We start from the raw sequence: 19,204 nt of genomic DNA, 5'->3' as shown, positions 1-19,204 counted from the left end.
GCCGGAGTTCCCGCTCCCGCTATCGGGTCTCAGCCGGGAGTCGGGGCAGCGGGAACCGGAGCGTCGAACCGGTCGAAGAACTCCTTGGTCACGGCGACGGCGTTGTCGGAACTGCCGCCGAGCACCACCAGGGTCGCGAAGGCGAGGTCGCCGCGGTAACCGACGAACCAGGCGTGCGAGCCACCGTCGACCTCCGCCTCACCGGTCTTGCCGAGCACCTCGCCCGAGCCGCGGATCAGTTCGGCGGTACCGGAGGCGACCACCTCACGCATCATGGCCCGCACGCCGTCCACGGCCTTCGGGTCGATGGGTGGGCGGGCACCGTCGACCTTGGTGGGTTTACCGAGCAGCAGTTGCGGGGTGACCGCCCCGCCGTGCGCGACCGCGGCCGAGGCCAAAGCCATCGAGAACGGGCTCACCAGGACCTCACCCTGACCGAAGCTGTCCTCGACCTGATTGACCATCGCCTTCGGAACCGGGTACTGCCCGGACGAGACCGGCAGCCCCTCGATCGTGTAATCCGGCCCGATGCCGAGTTCGGCCGCTGCGGTGTTGAGCGCCTCGGGTTTCAGCTTCGCACCGAGGAAGGCGAAGCTGGTGTTGCAGGAACGGGCGAACGCCCGCTGCATACTGACGTCCCCGAGGGCGAAGCGGTTGTAATTCGGTACCTCGCGCTCACCGATCGTGAGCGTGCCCGGGCAGGGAACGATCGTCTCCGGGGTGGCGATCCCGCTACTGATCGCGGCGGTCGCGGTGACGATCTTGCCGGTCGATCCCGGCGGGTAGAGACCGGAGGTGGCCAGTGAGCCCAGCTTGTCGGCCTCCGGGTTCTGCGCCACGGCCAGCACATTGCCGGTGGACGGCTGCACCACGACCATCATCGATTGCCGGTCGCGCCGGGTGTTCACCGCTGCCTGGGCTGCGGCCTGCGCGATCGGCGAGATGCTGACGGTGGCCGCGGACGCGGTCTGCGGCGCGGTCGACGACAGGGTGCTCACCCGGGCACCGGTGTCGGCCTCGGCGATCACCTCCCAGCCGTCCTTACCGTCCAGGTCGCCGGTGACGTTCTTCTTGATCGAGCTCATCAGCGCCGGCGCGAAGGTGCGGTCGGTGGGCACCATATCGGCCTGCTCGACGAACGTGACCCCGGGCAGCGCGCGCACATCGCCGGCGAGTCTGCGCAGGTCGTCCTGGTTGACCGAGGCCACCACGTACGGGCCCTGGACGGACGTGGCCTGTTCGGTGATCTGCACCGGATCGAGCCCGGGGACGATCGGCTGCAGTGCGCGGGCGAGCTGCGCGGCCACGTCGAGCACCGTGGTCGGGGCGGTGACCGTCGACGCCTCCAGGCGGATCCGGGTGATCACGCCCGGCACCAAGATCGATCCGCCGGAGGCCGAGTTCACCGGGGCCTTGGCGGCGGGCAGTGCGCGCAGCACCATCCGCTGATTGGTGCCCAGGCGCGGGTGCAGTACCGACGGTGCCCAGCGAACCTTCCACTGGCCGTTCTCCAGCACGCTGGTCAGTGAGCCGCGGTAGTCCCAGCTGCGGCTCGACCGGCCCTGTTCGGCGGGCAGGTCCCAGACGTACTCGTACTCGACCTCGCTGGTGGCGCCGGAGGTGCGGACCTGCCCCACCTTGAATCTCACACCGCGCGCCTGGAGCCCGTCGAAGGCCGCCGTGAGGGCCTTCTTGGCGGCCTCCGGGGTGGTGGTGAGGTTCGCTGCGGCGTCGAGATCCTTCTCGGCGAGGGCGGTCCCGAAGCGTACGGAGACCGGTCCGGGACCGTTGGTGTTCCCCGGTGCGCACGCCGGCGCCGCGATCAGCGCCACGATCAGGGCGACGACCGCCACGGCCCGCGCGCGCAGCTTCTCCACGCGCCAAGGCTACGACGCTCCGTCTGCCGGAAACGGTTGCCGCGCGGTGCTGTGACCAGTGTGATTCAGGTGACCGACAACCCGCCGTCGACACAGAGCTGCTGGCCGGTCACGAAGCTCGATCCGGGGCCGGCCAGGAAGATCGCCGCGGCCGCGAAATCTGCGGGCACGCCGAGGGTGCCGGTATGTGCGCGCCGCCGGAAGTAGTCGGCGCGCTCGTCGTCGGCGAGGACCGGGGCGGTCATCGGGGTGTCGATCAATCCGGGGACCAGTGCGTTCGCGGTGACCCCGGACGAAGCCCAGGCCTCGGACTGGGAACGGGTGAGTGCCGCCAGCCCGGCCTTGGCGACGCCGTACGCCCCGCTGTTGCCGAATGCACGGTGCGCCTGGGTGGACGCGACGTTGATGATCCGTCCCCAGCCGCGGTCGGCCATCGCCGGACCGTATCGCCGGCCGAGCCGGAACGGAGCGTCGAGATTGACCGCCAGGATCTCGCGGTAGAGCGCGTCGTCGATCTCCGCGAGCGGTGGGCGCGGATTGCTGCCGGCGCAGTTGACCAGGATGTCGACGGTGCCGGACCCGTCGCGCAGGCGCGCGTCGACCTGCTCGATCAGCGTCCGAGCACCGTCGGCGAGGTCCGCGCTGATCCCGTCCGGGCCGAGCCGGGTGCGGTCGCGTCCGGCGCGCAGGACGTCAGCGCCGGCGGTCTCGAGCGCGGTGGCGATGGCCGCGCCGATCCCGGAACTCGCGCCGGTGACCAGTGCGGTGCGGCCGGTCAGGTCGAACAGGCCGGAGGCGTCGAAGCTCATCGCCTCACCCCAGCACCGCCACCAGCCAGATCCCGACGGCGCACAGTGCCCCGGCGAGTTCGATCAGGATCAGCAGGCCCGCGGCCCTGGTGGCCGCGACCGCGCCGGTCCAGCCCGCCCGGGCGTCCCGCAGCCGGACGGACTCGGCCGCGAAGGTGCCGCCGATGAAGCCGATCACCAGGCCTATCACCGGGATCACGAAGAACAGCACGATCCCGGCGACGCCACCGGCGATCAAGGACCACTTCCCCACACCGGCCCGGGACATGGTGCGGCCTCCGATGACGTACTTCACCACCCACGCCGCCACCATCGCCGCCAGTCCGGCGGCGAAGACCCACCAGGCGCTGCCGCCGGTGAAGGCCGCCCAGATCAGCAGACCCGACGCGACCAGCGAACTGCCCGGCAGCACCGGCACCACGATGCCCAGCAGGCCGATCACCATCAAGGCGACGACCGCGATGTACCCCCACGTGTTCACGGGATCTAGGAAAGCAGAACCGTGGCGAAGGTCGCCACTTGCCGAAAGCCCACCCGCTGGTAGGCCCTCCGCGCGGCGAGGTTGAAGCTGTTGACGTACAGGCTCGGGATGCGTCCGGTGCGCAGCACCGCCGCGGCGACGGCGGCCGTCCCCGCACCGCCGAGCCCGCGTCCACGCAGATCGGGCCGCACCCACACCCCCTGGATCTGTCCGACGGTGCGGGAGAGGGCCCCGACCTCCGCTTTGAAGGCGACCTCGGCACCGTCGAACAACACGTACGCGCGGCCTCCGACGATCGCGTTGGCCACCCGTTTGCGGTAGGCGCGGCCACCGTCGGCGCCGCACGGGTCGACGCCCACCTCGGCGGTGAACATGGCGATCGAGGCTTCCACGTACGGGTCGAGGTCGGACATGCGGGCCGGGCGCACTCCCGGATGCGGGTGCGCGGGCGGCTCGGTCATCGTCATCAAGGGTTGCTGCGGACGGACCTCGCGGGCCGGACCCCACCACTGCTGCAGTTCCTCCCACAGCGGTAGCACCAGTTCCGAGCGCCCCACCACCGAGGCTGCGATCCGGGCGCTGCGCGCGGCGCGGCCGGCGAAGTACCGCATGTCGTCGTCACCGCCGCACAGCGGCATGAGGTTGGCGCCGGAGAAGCACAGCGACGTCGACACGTCCCGGTGGGTCCACAGTTCGCCGCCCAGCGAACGTGGTTCGGTGCCGCACTCCTGCACACGTCCGGCCACCATGCACGCCGCCACCGGGTCGATGTCGAGGGCGGCCAGCACTTTCGGCAGGTCCCGGGCCGGGACAGGCCGGTCGTGCAGCATCTTGAGCACCGGCACCTCCTTGACGCGGTCCGCTCCGCGGACCTACCAGTGGCGAGTCATCTCCTAGGACACGGTGACAACCGGGGTCCCGGTCTCACTATCCCCCGACTCCTCCGCGATCCGCAGGGCTTCCTCGATCAACGTCTCCACGATCTTGGACTCGGGCACGGTCTTGATCACCTCGCCCTTGACGAAGATCTGGCCCTTGCCGTTGCCGGAGGCCACTCCGAGGTCGGCCTCGCGGGCCTCACCGGGTCCGTTCACGACGCAGCCCATGACCGCGACCCGCAGCGGGACCTCCATACCTTCGAGTCCCGCGGTCACCTCGTTGGCCAGCCGGTAGACGTCGACCTGGGCACGGCCGCAGGACGGGCACGAGACGATCTCCAGCTTGCGCGGGCGCAGGTTCAGCGATTGCAGGATCGCATCGCCGACCTTGATCTCCTCGGCCGGCGGCGCCGACAGCGAGACCCGGATAGTGTCGCCGATGCCCTCGGCCAGCAGTGCGCCGAAGGCGACGGAGCTCTTGATCGTGCCCTGGAACGCCGGGCCGGCCTCGGTGACGCCGAGGTGCAGCGGGTAATCGCACTGCGCCGCGAGTTGGCGGTAGGCCTCCACCATGACCACCGGGTCGTTGTGCTTGACCGAGATCTTGATGTCGCCGAAACCGTGCTCCTCGAACAGGGAGGCCTCCCACAGTGCGGACTCGACCAGCGCCTCGGGGGTGGCCTTGCCGTACTTCTGCATGATCCGCTTGTCCAGCGAGCCGGCGTTGACGCCGATCCGCAACGGGATGCCTGCGTCGCCGGCGGCCTTGGCGACCTCCTTGACCCGGCCGTCGAACTCCTTGATGTTGCCGGGGTTGACCCGCACCGCGGCACAGCCGGCGTCGATGGCCGCGAAGATGTACTTGGGCTGGAAGTGAATGTCGGCGATCACCGGGATGTTCGCCTTCTTGGCGATCATCGGCAGCGCGTCCGCGTCTTCCTGACGCGGGCAGGCCACGCGCACGATGTCGCAGCCCGAGGCGGTGAGCTCGGCGATCTGCTGCAGGGTGGCGTTGACGTCATGGGTCTTGGTGGTGCACATCGACTGCACCGAGATGGGGTGCTCGCTGCCCACGCCCACCCCGCCCACGTTCAGCTGGCGGGTCTTACGGCGCGGAGCCAATGTGGGGGCCGGGGCTGCCGGCATTCCCAAACCTACGGACATTCGCTGCTTCTCCAATTCAGTTGAACAGCTTGATGGGATTGACGATGTCTGCTGTGAGAACCAGCAACATGTACCCGCCGGCGAGCGCGAGCACGATGTAGGTGAGCGGGGCGAGTTTCATGTAGTCGACGGGGCCGCCCTTACGGCCGGTGACCAGATCGCGGATCTTCTCGAAGATCACCACCGCCATGTGGCCACCGTCGAACGGCGGGACCGGCAGGAGGTTGATCAGGCCGAGCATCAGGTTCAGGCCCGCGAGCAGCAGGAAGAACACGCTCCACATGTCGCGCTCGGCGACCTCGCCGCCGATCATCGACGCTCCGACCAGCGACTGCGGGGTGTCCAGGCCGCGCTTCTCGCCCTTGATCGCGTCGATCAGGTCGGGCACCTTCTGCGGCAGTCGTCCGATCGCGACGATGGTCTTCTGCCCGAGGTCGGCGGTGAACGCGACGGTCCCACCGATCGCGGTGATCGGGTTGTACTGGTCGACCACGCCGATGGTGCCCACGCCGATGCCGATGGTCGGGCCGGTGACCTCGGTGAGGTCCTTGCCGTCCGGGGTGGGGCGCCACTTGGTGGCGGTCACCGGATCGACGGTGACCTCTCGCTGCTGCCCGGCCCGGACGATGCCCAGGGTGATCGGCCCGGAGGTGCGCTGCAGAGCGTCGACGACGGTGTCGGCGTCCACGGCGGTCCCGTTGACCGAGGCGATGACGTCACCGCGCTGCAGCCCGGCCTTGGCAGCGGGACTGGGCAGGCACTCACCGATCGGCTTCGCCGGGGTCTGCTCGGTGGGTTTGGTGGTCGATTGCGCCACGCAGCCGGTGCTCGACACAGCCGCCTGGGCGGGGGTGTCGACGGCCGGCAGTCCGGCGGTCACGGCCACACCGTAGATCAGCAGCGCACCGAGGACGAAGTTCATGCCCGGCCCGGCGAACAGCACGAACAGTCGTTTCCAGGCGGCCTGCTTGTACATCGCCTGGTGCTGTTCGGCGGGCGTTCTCAGCTCGTCCAGCAGGGTCATCCCGGCGATATCGCAGAAGCCGCCGAGCGGCAGCGCCTTGACGCCGTACTCGATCCCGTCGGAACCGTCGGCGGCGCGCCGACCGCGCTTCGACCACAGGGTGGGACCGAAGCCGATGAAGTACCGGCGCACCTTCATCCCGGTGGCCTGGGCCGCCCACATGTGCCCGCACTCGTGCCAGGCGATCGAGAACAGGATGCACAGCGCGAACGCTGCGATACCGAGGGCGTACATCACGAGGTCCAGGGTACCGGGCGCGTCAGGCCATCCCCACCAGCTGCGATGCGCGTGATCGGGCCCACTGTTCGGCGGCCAGTACGTCGGCGATCTCCCGCGGCTGCGCCTGCCACTGCGTGCCGTCGGAGACCACCTGCGCGACGGTGTCGACGATGGACAGGAAGGATGTGCGCCCGTCCAGGAAGGCCTGCGCCGCCACCTCGTTGGCGGCGTTGAACACCGCGGTGAGACTGCCGCCGCGGGTGCCGGCGTCCCGGGCGACGGCGATCGCGGGGAAGGTCTCGTCGTCGACCGGGGCGAAGGTCCAGGTGTGCGCCTGGGTGAAGTCGCAGGCCGACGATGCTCCGGGCACCCGGGCCGGCCAGCCCAGGGCCAGTGCGATGGGCAGCTTCATCGACGGCGGTGAGGCCTTCGCAATGGTCGCGCCGTCGGTGAAGGTGACCATCGAATGCACCACCGACTGCCGGTGCACGGTGACGTCGATGCGGTCGTAGGGCACTCCGAACAGCAGGTGGGCCTCGATCACCTCGAGTGCCTTGTTCACCAGGGTGGCCGAGTTCAGGGTGATCATCCGCCCCATCGACCAGGTCGGGTGCTGCGCGGCCTGGGCGGGGGTGACCGCGGTGAGCTCGGCGCGGGAGCGGCCGAAGAAGGGGCCGCCGGAGGCGGTGAGCACCAGCCGCTCCACCTCGCGGGGGGCGCCGCCCCGCAGGCACTGCGCGATCGCCGAGTGCTCGGAGTCCACCGGCACGATCTGGCCCTGCGCGGCTCGGGCGAGTACCAGCGTCCCGCCGGCCACCAGAGACTCCTTGTTGGCCAGCGCCAGCCGGGCACCGCTGTCGAGGGCCGCGAGGGTGGGACTCAGGCCCAGACTGCCGACGACTCCGTTGAGCACCACGTCCGCGTCGATCGTCTCGACCAGACGGGTCATCGCCTCGGGGCCGGTGAGGGCACCGTCGGGAACGCCGGCACCGGCGCGGGCCGGATCCGCGACACCGATCGCGGTGCCACTGAGCCCGCACTGGTGGGCCTGCCGGGCGAGCAGGTCGATGTTGCCGCCGCCCGCGCCGAGACCGACCACCTCGAACCGGTCCGGGTTCTCGGAGATCACCTCCAGCGCCTGGGTGCCGATGGAGCCGGTGCTGCCGAGGATCAGGACACGGGTTCTCACCCCGTCACCTTATCGAGCCGGTCACTTCTCCAGCTCTGCGGCGACGTCCGGGACGTACCGGTTCGCCTCGCGCGGCGGCCGGGTGTAGCCCTCGGGTGCCGGTCGCTCCGGGATCGGCACCGTCGGTGGTGCCATTTTGACGTACGGCACGGAGTCGAGCAGGTGCGAGATCATGTTGATCCGCGAGCGCTTCTTGTCCTCGCTCTCGACGGTGTACCAGGGCGCGATCTCGGTGTCGGTGCGGGCGAACATCTCGTCCTTGGCGCGCGAGTAGTCCTCCCACCGGGTGATCGATTCCAGGTCCATCGGGGAGAGCTTCCAGTGCCGCATCGGATCGGCGGCGCGGGAGCGGAACCGCGCCTCCTGCTCGACGTCGGAGACGGAGAACCAGTACTTGAGCAGGATGATCCCGTCCTCGACGAGCATCTGCTCGAATCCCGGTACCTGCCGCAGGAAGCGTTCGTACTCCTCGTCGGTGCAGAATCCCATCACCCGCTCCACTCCGGCGCGGTTGTACCAGGAGCGGTCGAACAGCACGATCTCGCCGGCGGCGGGCAGGTGCTCGACGAAACGCTGGAAGTACCACTGGGTCTTCTGGCGCTCGGTGGGCGCGGGCAGCGCGACCACGCGGCAGATGCGGGGGTTGAGGTACTGGGTGACCCGCTTGATCGCCGAGCCCTTACCGGCGGCGTCGCGGCCCTCGAAGACGACCACCACCCGCGCACCGGTGGTCTTGACCCACTGCTGCATGTCCACCAGCTGGGTCTGTAGGCGCAGGAGTTGTTCCTCGTATGCCGCCTTGTCGAGCTTCTTGGGCTTGGTGCGCTTGGTCATCGCTGTACCGTACCCACCCTCGATCCCCCGGGGAACTCAGTCGGGCAACGAAGGCCGCACCTGGTCGAGCGGTTCTACTGTGACCACGGAATCGGTCGGGATCGGACCGTAGACGTGCGGAAACAGCTCCGACGCCGGCTGCTGCACCGGCGCGCCGGCGTCCCCGCCGAACCCGTTAGCGCCGGCGGCCCCGCCGAACCCGTTAGCGCCGGCGGCCCCGCCGAACCCGTTAGCGCCGGCGGCCCCGCCGAACCCGTTGGCGCCGTCGGTCCGGCGGGCGCTGCTCGGGACGGGCGGCTCGTACCGTACGTCCAGGCCCGTCGGGTCGATGGTCAGCAGGACCAGCGCGTCGGCCCCGACATCGGCGTAGAACCGTTCGCGGACGCCCCGCCACTGCGCCGCGGTGCTGCAGTGCACGAACCCGACGTCGGCGAGACTCGCGCCGCGGGTGGAGACGGTGTACTCGCCGGCCGCGCGTGCCGCCTCCCAGTCGGGGAGCAGCGCCAGGTGGAAGATCACCGGCGCAGATTACCGCCGTCACAGCTCGGTGCTCGCAGCGCGTGGTGGGCGGGGGCCGGCGGGTTGGTCCGCCCCTCGTACGACGAGCAGTCGTAGCGGGATAGGATTGTCCCGTTCGCCGGGCCGATGCCCGGCGCCGAGCTGTCGAAGCGATGAATGGAGAACGCAGTGGCAACCACCGACCTGGAGCGTCAGAGCACTTCGAGGGTCGATATCGCCGACGTGCCCTCACGGGACTGGGGCTGGAGCGGAACCGCCCCGAACGCCGCCCGGATCGCAGGCGTGCTGTTCTCGGCACTGCTTCTGCTGATGACCATCGGCAACCACCAGGGCAAGACCGAGGACCTGTTCCTCGTGGGCTTCGCGGCGGCGATCCTGGGCATCATCGTGACCCAGTGGCTGACCACCCGCCGCAAGAAGTGGAAGAACTGAGCTACTTCTCCTCGGCGGCCAGCTGACCGCAGGCCGCCGCGATCTCCTGCCCGCGGGTGTCGCGCACGGTGCACGAGACGCCCTGCGCTATCACCCGGCGCACGAACTCGTCCTGCCGGTCCTTGGGTGAGGCGTCCCATTCACTGCCCGGTGTCGGGTTCAGCGGGATCAGGTTGACGTGCGCGAACTGTCCGAGTTTGGTGCGGAGCTTGTCCCCCAACATGTCGGCGCGCCACGGCTGATCGTTCACATCGCGGATCAGCGCGTACTCGATCGAGACGCGCCGACCGGTCCGGTCGGCGTAGTAGCGGGCCGCGTCGAGCACTTCCGCAACGCTCCAGCGGTTGTTCACCGGCACCAGGGTGTCGCGCAGTTCGTCGTCCGGGGTGTGCAGGGAGACCGCGAGCGTCACCGACAGGCCCTCGTCGGCGAGCCTGCGGATCGCAGGCGCCAGCCCGACGGTGCTGACGGTCACGTGCCGCTGCGAGATTCCCAGGCCCTCGGGCGCGGGTGCGGTGATCCGCCGTACCGCCTGCACCACCCGCTTGTAGTTCGCCAGCGGCTCCCCCATGCCCATGAACACGACGTTCGACAGCCGTCCCGGTCCGCCGGCCACGTCACCGTCGCGCATGGCGGCCGCGGCGCTGCGCACCTGGTCGACGATCTCAGCGGTGGACAGGTTGCGGTCGAGTCCGCCCTGGCCAGTGGCGCAGAACGGGCACGCCATTCCGCATCCGGCCTGGCTGGAGATGCACAGCGTGGCCCGGTCGGTGTAGCGCATCAACACCGATTCGAGCAGGGTGCCGTCGTGCAGCCGCCACAGCGTCTTGCGGGTGGTGCCACTGTCGGTGGCGATGTGCCGCACCGGCGACATCAGTTCGGGCAGCAGTGCCTCTCCGACCGGGCCGCGGGCGCTGCTGGGGAGGTCGGTCATGGTGTCGGCGTCGGCCTCGAGCCGGCCGTAGTAGTGCCGGGCCAGCTGGTTCGCACGGAACGCGGGCAGGCCGAGGTCCTGCACCGCCGCCTTGAGCTCGGGGTCGGTGAGGTCGGCGAGGTGGCGCGGGGGCTTTCCGCGCTTGGGGGCATCGAAGACGAGGGGCAGAGAGGTGCTCATATCGTCTCCATCATCCCACGCCGGATCACCCCCGCTGAACAGTGCGATCACAATGGACGTGTCGGCGCGTGGCGGCCGCTCCGAGGTGGCAGGATGTGCGCCATGGCAAAGGATGAAGACAGCGTTCCTGCAGAGATCGCGGTTCCGGACGCGACCCGCAGTCGTGTCCCGGCCCCCGACAACGACCGCGAGGCCTACGAGCGCGACGCCTACGAGCAGGTCCGGCACACCCGCTCGGGATCGCTCTGGTTCAGCCTGGTGGCGGGTGCCGTGGTGCTACTGGTGCTGCTCGCGTTCATCGTGCAGAACCAGCAGAACACGCAGATCACCCTGTTGTTCTGGGAGGCGAACCTGCCGCTGGGCGTCTCGCTGCTGATCGCGGCGATCCTCGGTGCACTCACCGTGGGGCTGGCCGGCGCCATGCGGATCCTGCAACTGCGGCGCGCCGCGAAGAAGCTGCGCTCCTAGCCGATGCGGCCGCCGGGCACCGCCCGGATCCGGGATAGGTGCCCGTGCGGCCCTCAGGCGTGCATCAGCATGGTGAGCGCCGCCCACACCACCACGGCACTGGGCAGCAGTGAGTCCAGGCGATCCATCAGACCGCCGTGCCCGGGCAGCAGGGTGCCCATGTCCTTGATTCCCAGATCCCGCTTGACCTGCGATTCGAGCAGGTCGCCGAGCGTCGCGGTGATCACCACCACCGGGCCCAGCAGCAGTCCCCACACCGGATTGACCTCGAGCAGGAACTTCAGCACCAGCACCGCGGCGACGGCCCCCGCCACCATCGAACCGGCGAAACCCTCCCAGGACTTCTTCGGGCTGATCGCGGGGACCATCGGGTGCTTGCCGAACAGCACGCCCGCGGCGTAACCACCGGTGTCCGAGCACACCACCAGGATCATCAGTGCGGCCACCCGGGCCGGGCCACGGTCCTCGGCGACCACCAGCATGGTGCCGAACGAGGCGAACAGCGGCACCCAGGCCAGCACCAGGACCGTGGTGGAGATGTCGCGAGTGAACGAGTTCGGGGCGGCGGTGTGCTGGTGTCCCAGCAGCCGCCAGATCATGGCGACCAGTACCGTCGCGACGAAGGCCGCGAGCACCCCTTCCGGTCCCAGCGGCCAGCTCAGCCAGACGATCGCCTGGCCGCCGATCAGCATCGGCCACAGTTCCAGGTCGGTGCCGGCGGCGCGGAACCGCTTGACCACCTCCCAGGTGGCCACCGCCACCGCGGCCGCCACCAGCGGCACCCACAGCAGCGGCGCGAAGACCAGGATCGCGACGATCATCAGGCCCAGGCTCACGCCCACGGCGATCGCGGCGGGCAGGTTGCGCCCGGCGCTGATCTTGCGCTTCTCCGGGGCCGACGGTGCCTCGGGAAGGCCCCCGGAGCCCACCGATTCGGGGGAATCCGGCACGGCTAGACCTCCATCAGATCGGCTTCCTTGCGCGCCACCAGGTCCTCGATCTGGGCGACGTACTTCGACGTCGTCTTGTCGAGTTCCTTCTCGGCGCGGGTCACCTCGTCTTCGCCGGCGTCGCCGTCCTTGCCGATCTTGGCCAGCTGATCGTTGGCCTTGCGCCGGACGTTGCGGATGGAGACCTTGGCGTCCTCCCCCTTGCCCTTGACCTGCTTGACCAGGTCCTTACGCCGCTCCTCGGTGAGCTGCGGGATACCGACCCGGATCAGCTGGCCGTCGTTGGTGGGGTTGACCCCGAGGTCCGAATTGCGGATCGCGGTCTCGATGTTGCCGAGCTGATTCGCCTCGTAGGGCTTGATCACCACGAGCCGGGCCTCCGGCGTGGTGATCGAGCTGATCTGGGTGATCGGGGTGGGTGAGCCGTAGTAGTCGACGACCACCTTGGAGAACATCGCCGGGTTGGCGCGACCGGTGCGGATCGACTGGAAGTCCTCCCGGGCCACCGAGACGGCCTTCTCCATCTTCTCCTCGGCGTCGAAGAGCGTTTCGTCGATCAATTCCACACGTCCTTTGCTTACGAAGTTGCGGTCCGGTGCCGGTTCACGGCCGGACGAGGGTGCCGATCTTGTGCCCTGCGACTGCACGGGCGATGTTGCCCTCCTCCAGGAGATTGAACACCAGCATCGGCATCCGGTTGTCCATGCACAGGCTGAACGCGGTCGCGTCGGCCACCTTGAGATCGCGTTCGAGGGCCTCGCGGTGAGTGATCTCCTCGAAGAGCACCGCGTCGGGGTTACTGCGGGGGTCGCTGTCGTAGACACCGTCGACGGCCTTGGCCATGAGCACCACCTCGGCACCGATCTCCAGGGCCCGCTGCGCGGCGGTGGTGTCGGTGGAGAAGTAGGGCATGCCCATACCGGCGCCGAAGATCACGACGCGGCCCTTCTCCAGGTGCCGCCGGGCGCGCAGCGGCAGGTAGGGTTCGGCGACCTGGCCCATGGTGATGGCGGTCTGCACGCGGGTGTCGACGCCCTCCTTCTGCAGGAAGTCCTGCAGCGCCAGGCAGTTCATCACGGTTCCGAGCATGCCCATGTAATCCGAGCGGGAGCGGTCCATACCGCGGTTCTGCAGCTCGGCGCCGCGGAAGAAGTTGCCGCCGCCGATCACCACCGCCACCTCGTGACCGCTGCGTGCCACCTCGGCGATCTGCTGCGCCACGGTGCTCACGACGTCCGGGTCGAGCCCCACTTCGCCGCCGCCGAACATCTCGCCGCCCAACTTGAGCAGCACCCGCTTGTAGCCTTGCCGGGCCTGATCGGCCGCGGCGTCCTGATCCGTCTGTTGTCCCTGGGCGGTGTCCGTCACGACGACCATCTTAGGCGGGCCGCGCCGATCCTCGGAGTCGGTCCACGATCAGGTTGCCCAGCGCCCGCTGACCTGCCACCGTCGGGTGCAGTCCGTTGGCGTCGGGCTCCTGCTTGGTGAGCTTGATCCCGCCGAGCCGGACGTAGGGGTTCGGCTCGCACGCGGTGCGGTCCATCGGGGGCTGGACGTACATCACGTTGCGGTCGGCGGCGACCTCTCGGATCAGCCGGTCGACGCTGCGGTACCACGTGCGCCAGTGCAGCACGTTCTCCTGCGGGACGCCGGCCCGGTTCAGGCAGGCCGCGTCGAGCGGACCGTCGAGCGGGAACAGGGGTAGATAGCCGATCAGCACGATCCGCACGTCGGGGGCGGCGGCCCGTTTGATCGCGTCCACGGTGGCCGCGTACTGGGCGCGCACGAAGTTCCAGCCCTGCGAGCCGGGCAGGTCCTGGGTGGCCGACGATCGGCAGGAGGCGTCCGGGTCGCCGAAGCAGTTGACCACGATGTTGCCGAAGCCCAGTGAGTTCGCACCGATCACGATCGTCACCAGCCGGGTGTACGGGCCGACGCCGTACAACTGCGGTGAGGTGTTCGGCTTCGGGGACGGCTGGGTGAGGTCGTCGAGGGTCGCGCCCGAGCAGGCCCGGTCGGTGAACGAGTAGGGCTGTAGGCGTTGCGCGAGGACGTGGCCCAGATCGTCGCCGTTGCGGGCGCACAGGTCCATCGCCTGGACCTTGCTGCGCGATCCGGATGCCGCGTAACTGTCACCCATCGAGACGTACTGCGCTCCGCCGGGGAGGTCGGGGATGTAGTTGACGGCGTTGCTCTGGTGGTGCACGTAACGGCTGCCGCCGCCGATGGTCGTGGAGGCGCCGGCGGCGAGCACCAGGCACAGCACCACGACGATGGCGGTCGACCGCCGGATCCAGGACACCCCGGCGACACTACACAGGCTCAAACTCCCGGCTCCGACGCCTGAGGTAGGCCGACGGCGCCATTCCCAGGAAGCTCCGCACCTCGCGGCTCAGGTGCGCCTGGTCGGCGTAGCCGCGGCGGGCGGCGACCTCTGCTGCTCGGTGGCCTGCGTCGAGGTCGCGACGGGCGGCGTCGAAGCGCATCAGGCGAGCGGCCTGCTTGATCCCCATGCCGAATTCGGCGGTGAACTTCATCGCCAGGTACCTGGCCGACCAGCCGGATCGTTCGACCAGCTCGGCGACGGTGACCCGGCCCTTGCGGGCGGCGAGGTAGGACCACGCCGCAGCGGCGTCGGCCTGCACTTCGCCGCCCGTCGTCGAGTACCGAGCCAGGACCGAGAGGACAGCGGCGACGGTCTCGCGGTCGTCGACGGGTGCCGCGACGACGCGGCCGCACAGTTCGTCGGCGAGGTCCGGGTGCAGGTCGCCGAGTTCGACGGCTTCTCCCCCGAGCTCCGCCGCGGGCGCGCCGGTCAGGGCCCGGACCAGGCTCGGTCGCACGTCCACCTGGACGCCGCGCTGCAGCCCGTCGTGGTGGACCAGGTAGGGCGCGGAGTGCATTCCGGAGAGGCAGAGACCGAAGGTCGTTCGGTTCGGCAGTCCCGGCCCGGTCAGGTCCAGGCCGTGCCCGAGGTCGATGATCATCGTGAGCGTCGGAGACGGGACGGCGAGATGGGTCCCCGGGACGACGCCGGTGATCTCGTAGGAGGTAGCCCGGGCGATGCCCGGGGCCGTCACCCCGCGTAGGTACCGAAACTCCACGTGTTGCCCTCCGGATCGGCGATGGAGAATCCTCGTGATCCATAGTCCTCCTCGGCCATGTCCCGCACCAGGCGGGCGCCGAGGTCCGTGGCGCGGGCGTACACCGCATCCGGGTCGGTGACGACCACGTAGACGCTGCCGCTGCCGGCCGGAACGGAGAAGGTCTTGTCCCGCTTGCAGGCGGAGTGGACCATGACCCGGCCCCCGTCGGGCCACAGCATCTCGGAGTGGACGACTTCACCGTCACCGTCGCCCTCGACGAGGATCCCCTCCTCGAAACCGATCCGCCGCAGCCACTCTCGGGCAGCGAGCGCGTCGTCGTAGGTGATTCCGGGCCAGATGTTGATGTCTGTGCGTTTCATGCCCCCACCCTGACACCGCCGCCCCCACCCCGGCTTGAACGTTTCCGCACCCCCTGCAATTGAACACTGTTACTGCCGGCATAACCGCAGGTGGCGACGGACCGTAACAGTGTTCAATTGCAGGGCGAGAGACGACGAGGCCCGCACCGACGGATCGGTGCGGGCCTCGTGCAGAGACGGAGGATCTACTCCTGGCCGACCTCGAAGCGGGTGAAGGCGAGGACCTTCACACCGGACTCGTCCAGCACCTGCTGGACCGACTTCTTGTTGTCGGTCACCGAAGCCTGGTCGGGAAGAACGGTGTCCTTGTAGTAGGCCACGGTCTTGCCCTCGATGATCTTCGGCAGCGCCTGCTCCGGCTTGCCCTCGGCACGCGCGGTCTCCTCGGCGATGCGACGCTCGTTCTCGATCACGTCGGCCGGAACCTCGTCCCGGCTGGCGTACTTCGCCTTGAGGGCGGCCACCTGCATGCCGGCACCGCGGGCGGCCTCGGCAGCGTCGTCGCCGTCACCGCTGTACGAGACCAGCACACCCACGGCGGGGGGCAGGTCCGAGCTGCGCTTGTGCAGGTAGACGGCGACGGGGCCGTCGTACCGGGCGATGCGGCGCAGCACCAGCTTCTCACCGAGCTTGGCCGAAGCGGCCTCGATCCGGGCACCGACGGTCTCACCGTCGATGGTCAGCGCCTCGACGGCCTCGACGGTGGCGGCGTCGGACGCAGCAGCCGCGGCGACGATCGCATCGGCCAGCTCCTGGAACTCCGCGTTCTTGGCCACGAAGTCGGTCTCGGAGTTGAGCTCGACCAGCACGCCGTCCTTGGCGGCCACGAGGCCCTCGGCGGTGGAACGACCGGCACGCTTGCCGACGTCCTTCGCGCCCTTGATGCGCAGCACCTCAACGGCCTTGTCGAAATCGCCGTCGGTCTCGGTGAGCGCGTTCTTGCAGTCCATCATCCCCGACCCGGTGAGGTCGCGGAGACGCTTGACGTCAGCGGCGGTGTAGTTCGCCATGGTGCGGCTCCTTGTGTAGAAGGGAAGGTCGTGCGACCGGACGCTGTTATTCGGCGGCCGGGGTCTCGGTTGCCGGAGCCTCGGTCGCGGCGGCCTGGGCAGCAGCACCCTCGGTCGCGGTGGCGACGGTGGCGGACTCCAGCAGCTCCTGCTCCCACTCGGCGAGCGGCTCGCCGGCGCCGGCCTCGGGCTTGGCATCGCCGGTGGCGACGCCCGCACGGGCCTGCACGCCCTCGGCCACGGCCGAGGCCACGACCTTCGTGAGCAGAGCAGCGGAGCGAATGGCGTCGTCGTTACCCGGGATCGGGTAGTCGACGAGGTCGGGATCGCAGTTGGTGTCGAGGATCGCGATCACCGGGATACCCAGCTTGCGTGCCTCGCCGACGGCGATGTGCTCCTTGTTGGTGTCGACGACCCAGATGGCCGAGGGAACCTTGGCCATGTCCCGGATGCCGCCGAGGGTGCGCTCGAGCTTGTTCTTCTCACGCGTGAGCATGAGGATTTCCTTCTTGGTGCGCCCCTCGAAGCCACCGGTCTGCTCCATGGTCTCCAGCTCCTTCATGCGCTGAAGACGCTTGTGGACCGTCTGGAAGTTGGTGAGCATGCCGCCCAGCCAGCGCTGGTTCACGTAGGGCATGCCGACGCGGGTCGCCTCTTCGGCGATGGACTCCTGGGCCTGCTTCTTGGTACCGACGAAGAGGACGGTGCCACCGTGGGCGACGGTCTCCTTGACGAACTCGTAGGCCTTATCGATGTAGGTCAGCGTCTGCTGCAGATCGATGATGTAGATGCCGTTGCGGTCGGTGAAGATGAAACGCTTCATCTTCGGGTTCCACCGACGGGTCTGATGACCGAAGTGCGCGCCGCTGTCCAGCAGCTGCTTCATGGTGACGACAGCCATGATGCCTCTTTCTCAGTTGCAGTTTCTCACGCCGCGACAGCCCCGAATCCGCTGGTCAGCGGGTCGAAGCCGTGCGCGGTGTCCTGGTATTCCGTCGTGCTGCACTCCCTGCGAGAGGGAGACCGCGCTGCACGACACGCCGCGAACGGCGCCTGGGGAACACGCGAAGTCACTCCGCCATATGGACGGAGCGCAGATTCAGTGTACGCCGCACTCGCCGACCTGCGAAATCGCGCGGATCCCGCAGGTCGACGGTGCCGGGTCGGTTACGCGTCGACGGACGCGGACAGGCGATCGGCCGTGCGCTTCTCCCAGAAGGTGGCACCGGAGATCCCCAGCGGCAGCGGATCGAACTGCGGATCGATCCCCATCTTCTTCTGCTGCTCGTAGTCGCGCAGCGCCTTGAACGCGGCGTTCTGCAGGAACAGGATGCCGATGATGTTCAGCCAGGCCATCAGACCCACCCCGAGGTCACCCATCGCCCAAGCGTCCTTCGCCTGCGCCACCGAGCCGATCGTCACCGAGACCAGGATCAGGATCTGCAGGCCCATCGTCATGGTGCTGCCCACCGCCGACTTGAGCACCGGGATCGCCACCGTGGCGGTGCGGCCGAGCAGGAAGCGCAGGTTGGTCTCAGCCATGTAGTAGTAGGCCACGATCGTGGTGAAGCAGAAGAAGGCGAGCGAGATCGCGATGAAACTCGCTCCGGCGCCGCTGAACACGGTGTCGAAGCCCTGCTGCGCGTACGCCGGGCCGACCTCCGGGTTCCCGGTGAGTGCGCCACCGTCGGCCAGCACCCGGGTGGAGTTCGTAGCGCCCTCGAACACCTTGTACGCGCCGGTGCTCAGGATCAGGAAGGCAGTGGCCGAGCACACGAACAGGGTGTCCACGTAGACGGCGAAGGCCTGCGCGAGTCCCTGCTTCGCGGGGTGGCTGACCTCAGCGGCCGCGGCGGCGTGCGGCCCGGTGCCCTGCCCGGCCTCGTTGGAGTAGATGCCGCGCTTGACACCCCATTCGATCGCCAGGCCCACCGCAGCGCCCACCCCCGCCTCGAGGCCGAACGCCGAGGAGAAGATCAGCGAGAACACCTCGGGGACCGCGGAGGCGTTGACCACCATGATCACGATCGCGGCGAGGATGTACAGCGCGGCCATGAACGGCACCACGAAGGCTGCGAACAGCGCGATCCGCTTGACTCCACCGATGATCACGAAGGCCAGAACGATCACGACGGCGACCGCCGCGATCCACGGCTCGACCCCCCAGGCACTCTCCATCGCAGCGGCCATCGAGTTGGCCTGCACCATCGGCATCAGCAGTCCACATGCGACCACGGTGACCGCGGCGAAGACGAAGCCGTAGACCTTGCCGATCGTCGCGTACCGGGTGTGCGCGAAGGCCCGCCGGAAGTAGTAGGCGGGACCACCGCGGTACTCGCCGGTGAGCCGGTCGCGTTCCTTGTAGATCTGTCCCAGGGTGCACTCCACGAACGAGGTGGAGGCGCCGAAGAAGGCCACCAGCCACATCCACAGCACCGCACCGGGGCCGCCGAAGGCGATCGCCGTGGCGACGCCGGCGATGTTGCCGGTACCGACCCGCCCGGCCAGTGACATCGCCAGCGCCTGGAACGAACTCACCCCCGATGCGGACTTCTCACCGTGGACCAGTTGCCCCACCATCGCAGGGATCTGACGCACCTGCACCAATCGCGAGCGGAGGCTGAAGAACACCCCGACACCCAGGCACAGGAAGATCAGGCCCTTACTCCACACGTACTCGTTCAGCGTCTCCAGCAGCTCCGACATGGGAGCAACCATAAGGCCGCGATCCTGTATCGGGACGGTATCGGCGACCTTCTGTTACCTACAG

The 19,204-nt window shown here is 68.9% G+C and carries 21 protein-coding genes; 2 read left to right on the top strand and 19 right to left on the bottom strand.

Annotated features, from left to right (window positions below; genetic code table 11):
• Positions 1-29: 29 nt before the first annotated feature.
• The 9 genes from ACYVHG_RS00390 to ACYVHG_RS00350 form a co-directional block, all read right to left on the bottom strand.
• On the bottom strand, positions 30-1,877 hold the full coding sequence (locus ACYVHG_RS00390) for a penicillin-binding transpeptidase domain-containing protein (protein WP_461165452.1): 1,848 nt from the start codon (positions 1,875-1,877) through the stop codon (positions 30-32).
• A 65-nt stretch (positions 1,878-1,942) separates the two neighbouring features.
• Positions 1,943-2,686: an SDR family NAD(P)-dependent oxidoreductase gene (locus tag ACYVHG_RS00385; protein WP_461165451.1), complete on the bottom strand. Its 744-nt coding sequence runs from the start codon at positions 2,684-2,686 to the stop codon at positions 1,943-1,945.
• Positions 2,687-2,690: 4 nt separating this feature from the next.
• Entirely contained in the window at positions 2,691-3,167 is a 477-nt protein-coding gene (locus ACYVHG_RS00380; protein WP_461165450.1) for a DUF456 domain-containing protein, read from the bottom strand.
• A gap of 5 nt (positions 3,168-3,172) precedes the next feature.
• On the bottom strand, positions 3,173-4,006 hold the full coding sequence (locus ACYVHG_RS00375; protein WP_461165449.1) for a GNAT family N-acetyltransferase: 834 nt from the start codon (positions 4,004-4,006) through the stop codon (positions 3,173-3,175).
• Positions 4,007-4,060: 54 nt separating this feature from the next.
• Complete coding sequence (gene ispG, locus ACYVHG_RS00370) at positions 4,061-5,209, bottom strand: flavodoxin-dependent (E)-4-hydroxy-3-methylbut-2-enyl-diphosphate synthase (protein WP_461165448.1); 1,149 nt, start codon at positions 5,207-5,209, stop codon at positions 4,061-4,063.
• A 16-nt stretch (positions 5,210-5,225) separates the two neighbouring features.
• Entirely contained in the window at positions 5,226-6,470 is a 1,245-nt protein-coding gene (locus ACYVHG_RS00365) for a M50 family metallopeptidase (RefSeq protein ID WP_461165447.1), read from the bottom strand.
• 22 nt (positions 6,471-6,492) lie between these two features.
• Complete coding sequence (dxr, locus tag ACYVHG_RS00360; RefSeq protein ID WP_461165446.1) at positions 6,493-7,641, bottom strand: 1-deoxy-D-xylulose-5-phosphate reductoisomerase; 1,149 nt, start codon at positions 7,639-7,641, stop codon at positions 6,493-6,495.
• A gap of 21 nt (positions 7,642-7,662) precedes the next feature.
• Entirely contained in the window at positions 7,663-8,475 is an 813-nt protein-coding gene (gene ppk2, locus ACYVHG_RS00355) for a polyphosphate kinase 2 (RefSeq protein WP_461165445.1), read from the bottom strand.
• 36 nt (positions 8,476-8,511) lie between these two features.
• Positions 8,512-8,994, bottom strand: a complete 483-nt coding sequence (locus ACYVHG_RS00350) for a DUF952 domain-containing protein (protein WP_461165444.1) — start codon at positions 8,992-8,994, stop codon at positions 8,512-8,514.
• Between the two features lie 168 nt (positions 8,995-9,162).
• On the opposite strand from ACYVHG_RS00350, the gene ACYVHG_RS00345 reads away from it, so the two are divergent.
• Positions 9,163-9,426, top strand: coding sequence for a DUF2631 domain-containing protein (locus ACYVHG_RS00345; protein ID WP_461165443.1), 264 nt, complete (start codon positions 9,163-9,165; stop codon positions 9,424-9,426).
• Between the two features lies 1 nt (position 9,427).
• Here ACYVHG_RS00345 and rlmN read toward each other — a convergent pair whose 3' ends face one another.
• Positions 9,428-10,540: a dual-specificity RNA methyltransferase RlmN gene (rlmN, locus tag ACYVHG_RS00340; RefSeq protein ID WP_461165442.1), complete on the bottom strand. Its 1,113-nt coding sequence runs from the start codon at positions 10,538-10,540 to the stop codon at positions 9,428-9,430.
• Positions 10,541-10,642: 102 nt separating this feature from the next.
• Here rlmN and ACYVHG_RS00335 point away from each other — a divergent pair, with 102 nt between their 5' ends.
• Entirely contained in the window at positions 10,643-11,008 is a 366-nt protein-coding gene (locus ACYVHG_RS00335; RefSeq protein ID WP_461165441.1) for a LapA family protein, read from the top strand.
• 53 nt (positions 11,009-11,061) lie between these two features.
• Here the strand turns inward: ACYVHG_RS00335 and ACYVHG_RS00330 are convergent, their stop codons facing one another.
• From ACYVHG_RS00330 to ACYVHG_RS00290, 9 genes are all read right to left on the bottom strand, one after another.
• Positions 11,062-11,958 (bottom strand): phosphatidate cytidylyltransferase, encoded by an 897-nt coding sequence (locus ACYVHG_RS00330; protein WP_461165440.1) that lies wholly within the window; start codon positions 11,956-11,958, stop codon positions 11,062-11,064.
• Positions 11,959-11,960: 2 nt separating this feature from the next.
• Complete coding sequence (gene frr / locus ACYVHG_RS00325; RefSeq protein ID WP_461165833.1) at positions 11,961-12,518, bottom strand: ribosome recycling factor; 558 nt, start codon at positions 12,516-12,518, stop codon at positions 11,961-11,963.
• 43 nt (positions 12,519-12,561) lie between these two features.
• Positions 12,562-13,335 carry a UMP kinase gene (gene pyrH, locus ACYVHG_RS00320; protein WP_461165439.1) on the bottom strand — a complete coding sequence of 258 codons (774 nt, stop codon included), beginning with the start codon at positions 13,333-13,335 and terminating at the stop codon, positions 12,562-12,564.
• Between the two features lies 1 nt (position 13,336).
• On the bottom strand, positions 13,337-14,284 hold the full coding sequence (locus tag ACYVHG_RS00315; protein WP_461165438.1) for an SGNH/GDSL hydrolase family protein: 948 nt from the start codon (positions 14,282-14,284) through the stop codon (positions 13,337-13,339).
• Positions 14,271-15,038, bottom strand: coding sequence for a helix-turn-helix domain-containing protein (locus ACYVHG_RS00310; RefSeq protein ID WP_461165437.1), 768 nt, complete (start codon positions 15,036-15,038; stop codon positions 14,271-14,273). The genes ACYVHG_RS00315 and ACYVHG_RS00310 overlap by 14 nt, the downstream gene beginning before the upstream one ends.
• The gene (locus ACYVHG_RS00305) at positions 15,035-15,424 is read right to left on the bottom strand and encodes a VOC family protein (RefSeq protein ID WP_461165436.1); all 390 of its coding nucleotides are present in this window, start codon (positions 15,422-15,424) and stop codon (positions 15,035-15,037) included. The genes ACYVHG_RS00310 and ACYVHG_RS00305 overlap by 4 nt, the downstream gene beginning before the upstream one ends.
• 185 nt (positions 15,425-15,609) lie before the next feature.
• Positions 15,610-16,434, bottom strand: coding sequence for a translation elongation factor Ts (tsf, locus tag ACYVHG_RS00300; protein WP_461165435.1), 825 nt, complete (start codon positions 16,432-16,434; stop codon positions 15,610-15,612).
• Between the two features lie 46 nt (positions 16,435-16,480).
• On the bottom strand, positions 16,481-17,335 hold the full coding sequence (gene rpsB, locus ACYVHG_RS00295) for a 30S ribosomal protein S2 (RefSeq protein WP_461165434.1): 855 nt from the start codon (positions 17,333-17,335) through the stop codon (positions 16,481-16,483).
• A gap of 266 nt (positions 17,336-17,601) precedes the next feature.
• Entirely contained in the window at positions 17,602-19,140 is a 1,539-nt protein-coding gene (locus tag ACYVHG_RS00290) for an alanine/glycine:cation symporter family protein (protein WP_461165433.1), read from the bottom strand.
• Positions 19,141-19,204: the final 64 nt, after the last annotated feature.

The organism is Tsukamurella serpentis (genome assembly GCF_054780975.1).
This window is presented reverse-complemented; position numbering and strand designations above follow the sequence as displayed.

What these genes read in the sequence shown, in the direction of transcription:
- ACYVHG_RS00335 (WP_461165441.1), top strand. Translation starts at nt 10,643, where the DNA reads ATGGCAAAGGATGAAGACAGCGTTCCTGCAGAGATCGCGGTTCCGGAC.
- ACYVHG_RS00305 (WP_461165436.1), bottom strand. Translation starts at nt 15,424, where the DNA reads ATGAAACGCACAGACATCAACATCTGGCCCGGAATCACCTACGACGAC.
- rpsB (WP_461165434.1), bottom strand. Translation starts at nt 17,335, where the DNA reads ATGGCTGTCGTCACCATGAAGCAGCTGCTGGACAGCGGCGCGCACTTC.
- ACYVHG_RS00290 (WP_461165433.1), bottom strand. Translation starts at nt 19,140, where the DNA reads ATGTCGGAGCTGCTGGAGACGCTGAACGAGTACGTGTGGAGTAAGGGC.
- pyrH (WP_461165439.1), bottom strand. Translation starts at nt 13,335, where the DNA reads ATGGTCGTCGTGACGGACACCGCCCAGGGACAACAGACGGATCAGGAC.
- rlmN (WP_461165442.1), bottom strand. Translation starts at nt 10,540, where the DNA reads ATGAGCACCTCTCTGCCCCTCGTCTTCGATGCCCCCAAGCGCGGAAAG.
- ACYVHG_RS00385 (WP_461165451.1), bottom strand. Translation starts at nt 2,686, where the DNA reads ATGAGCTTCGACGCCTCCGGCCTGTTCGACCTGACCGGCCGCACCGCA.
- ispG (WP_461165448.1), bottom strand. Translation starts at nt 5,209, where the DNA reads ATGTCCGTAGGTTTGGGAATGCCGGCAGCCCCGGCCCCCACATTGGCT.
- tsf (WP_461165435.1), bottom strand. Translation starts at nt 16,434, where the DNA reads ATGGCGAACTACACCGCCGCTGACGTCAAGCGTCTCCGCGACCTCACC.
- ppk2 (WP_461165445.1), bottom strand. Translation starts at nt 8,475, where the DNA reads ATGACCAAGCGCACCAAGCCCAAGAAGCTCGACAAGGCGGCATACGAG.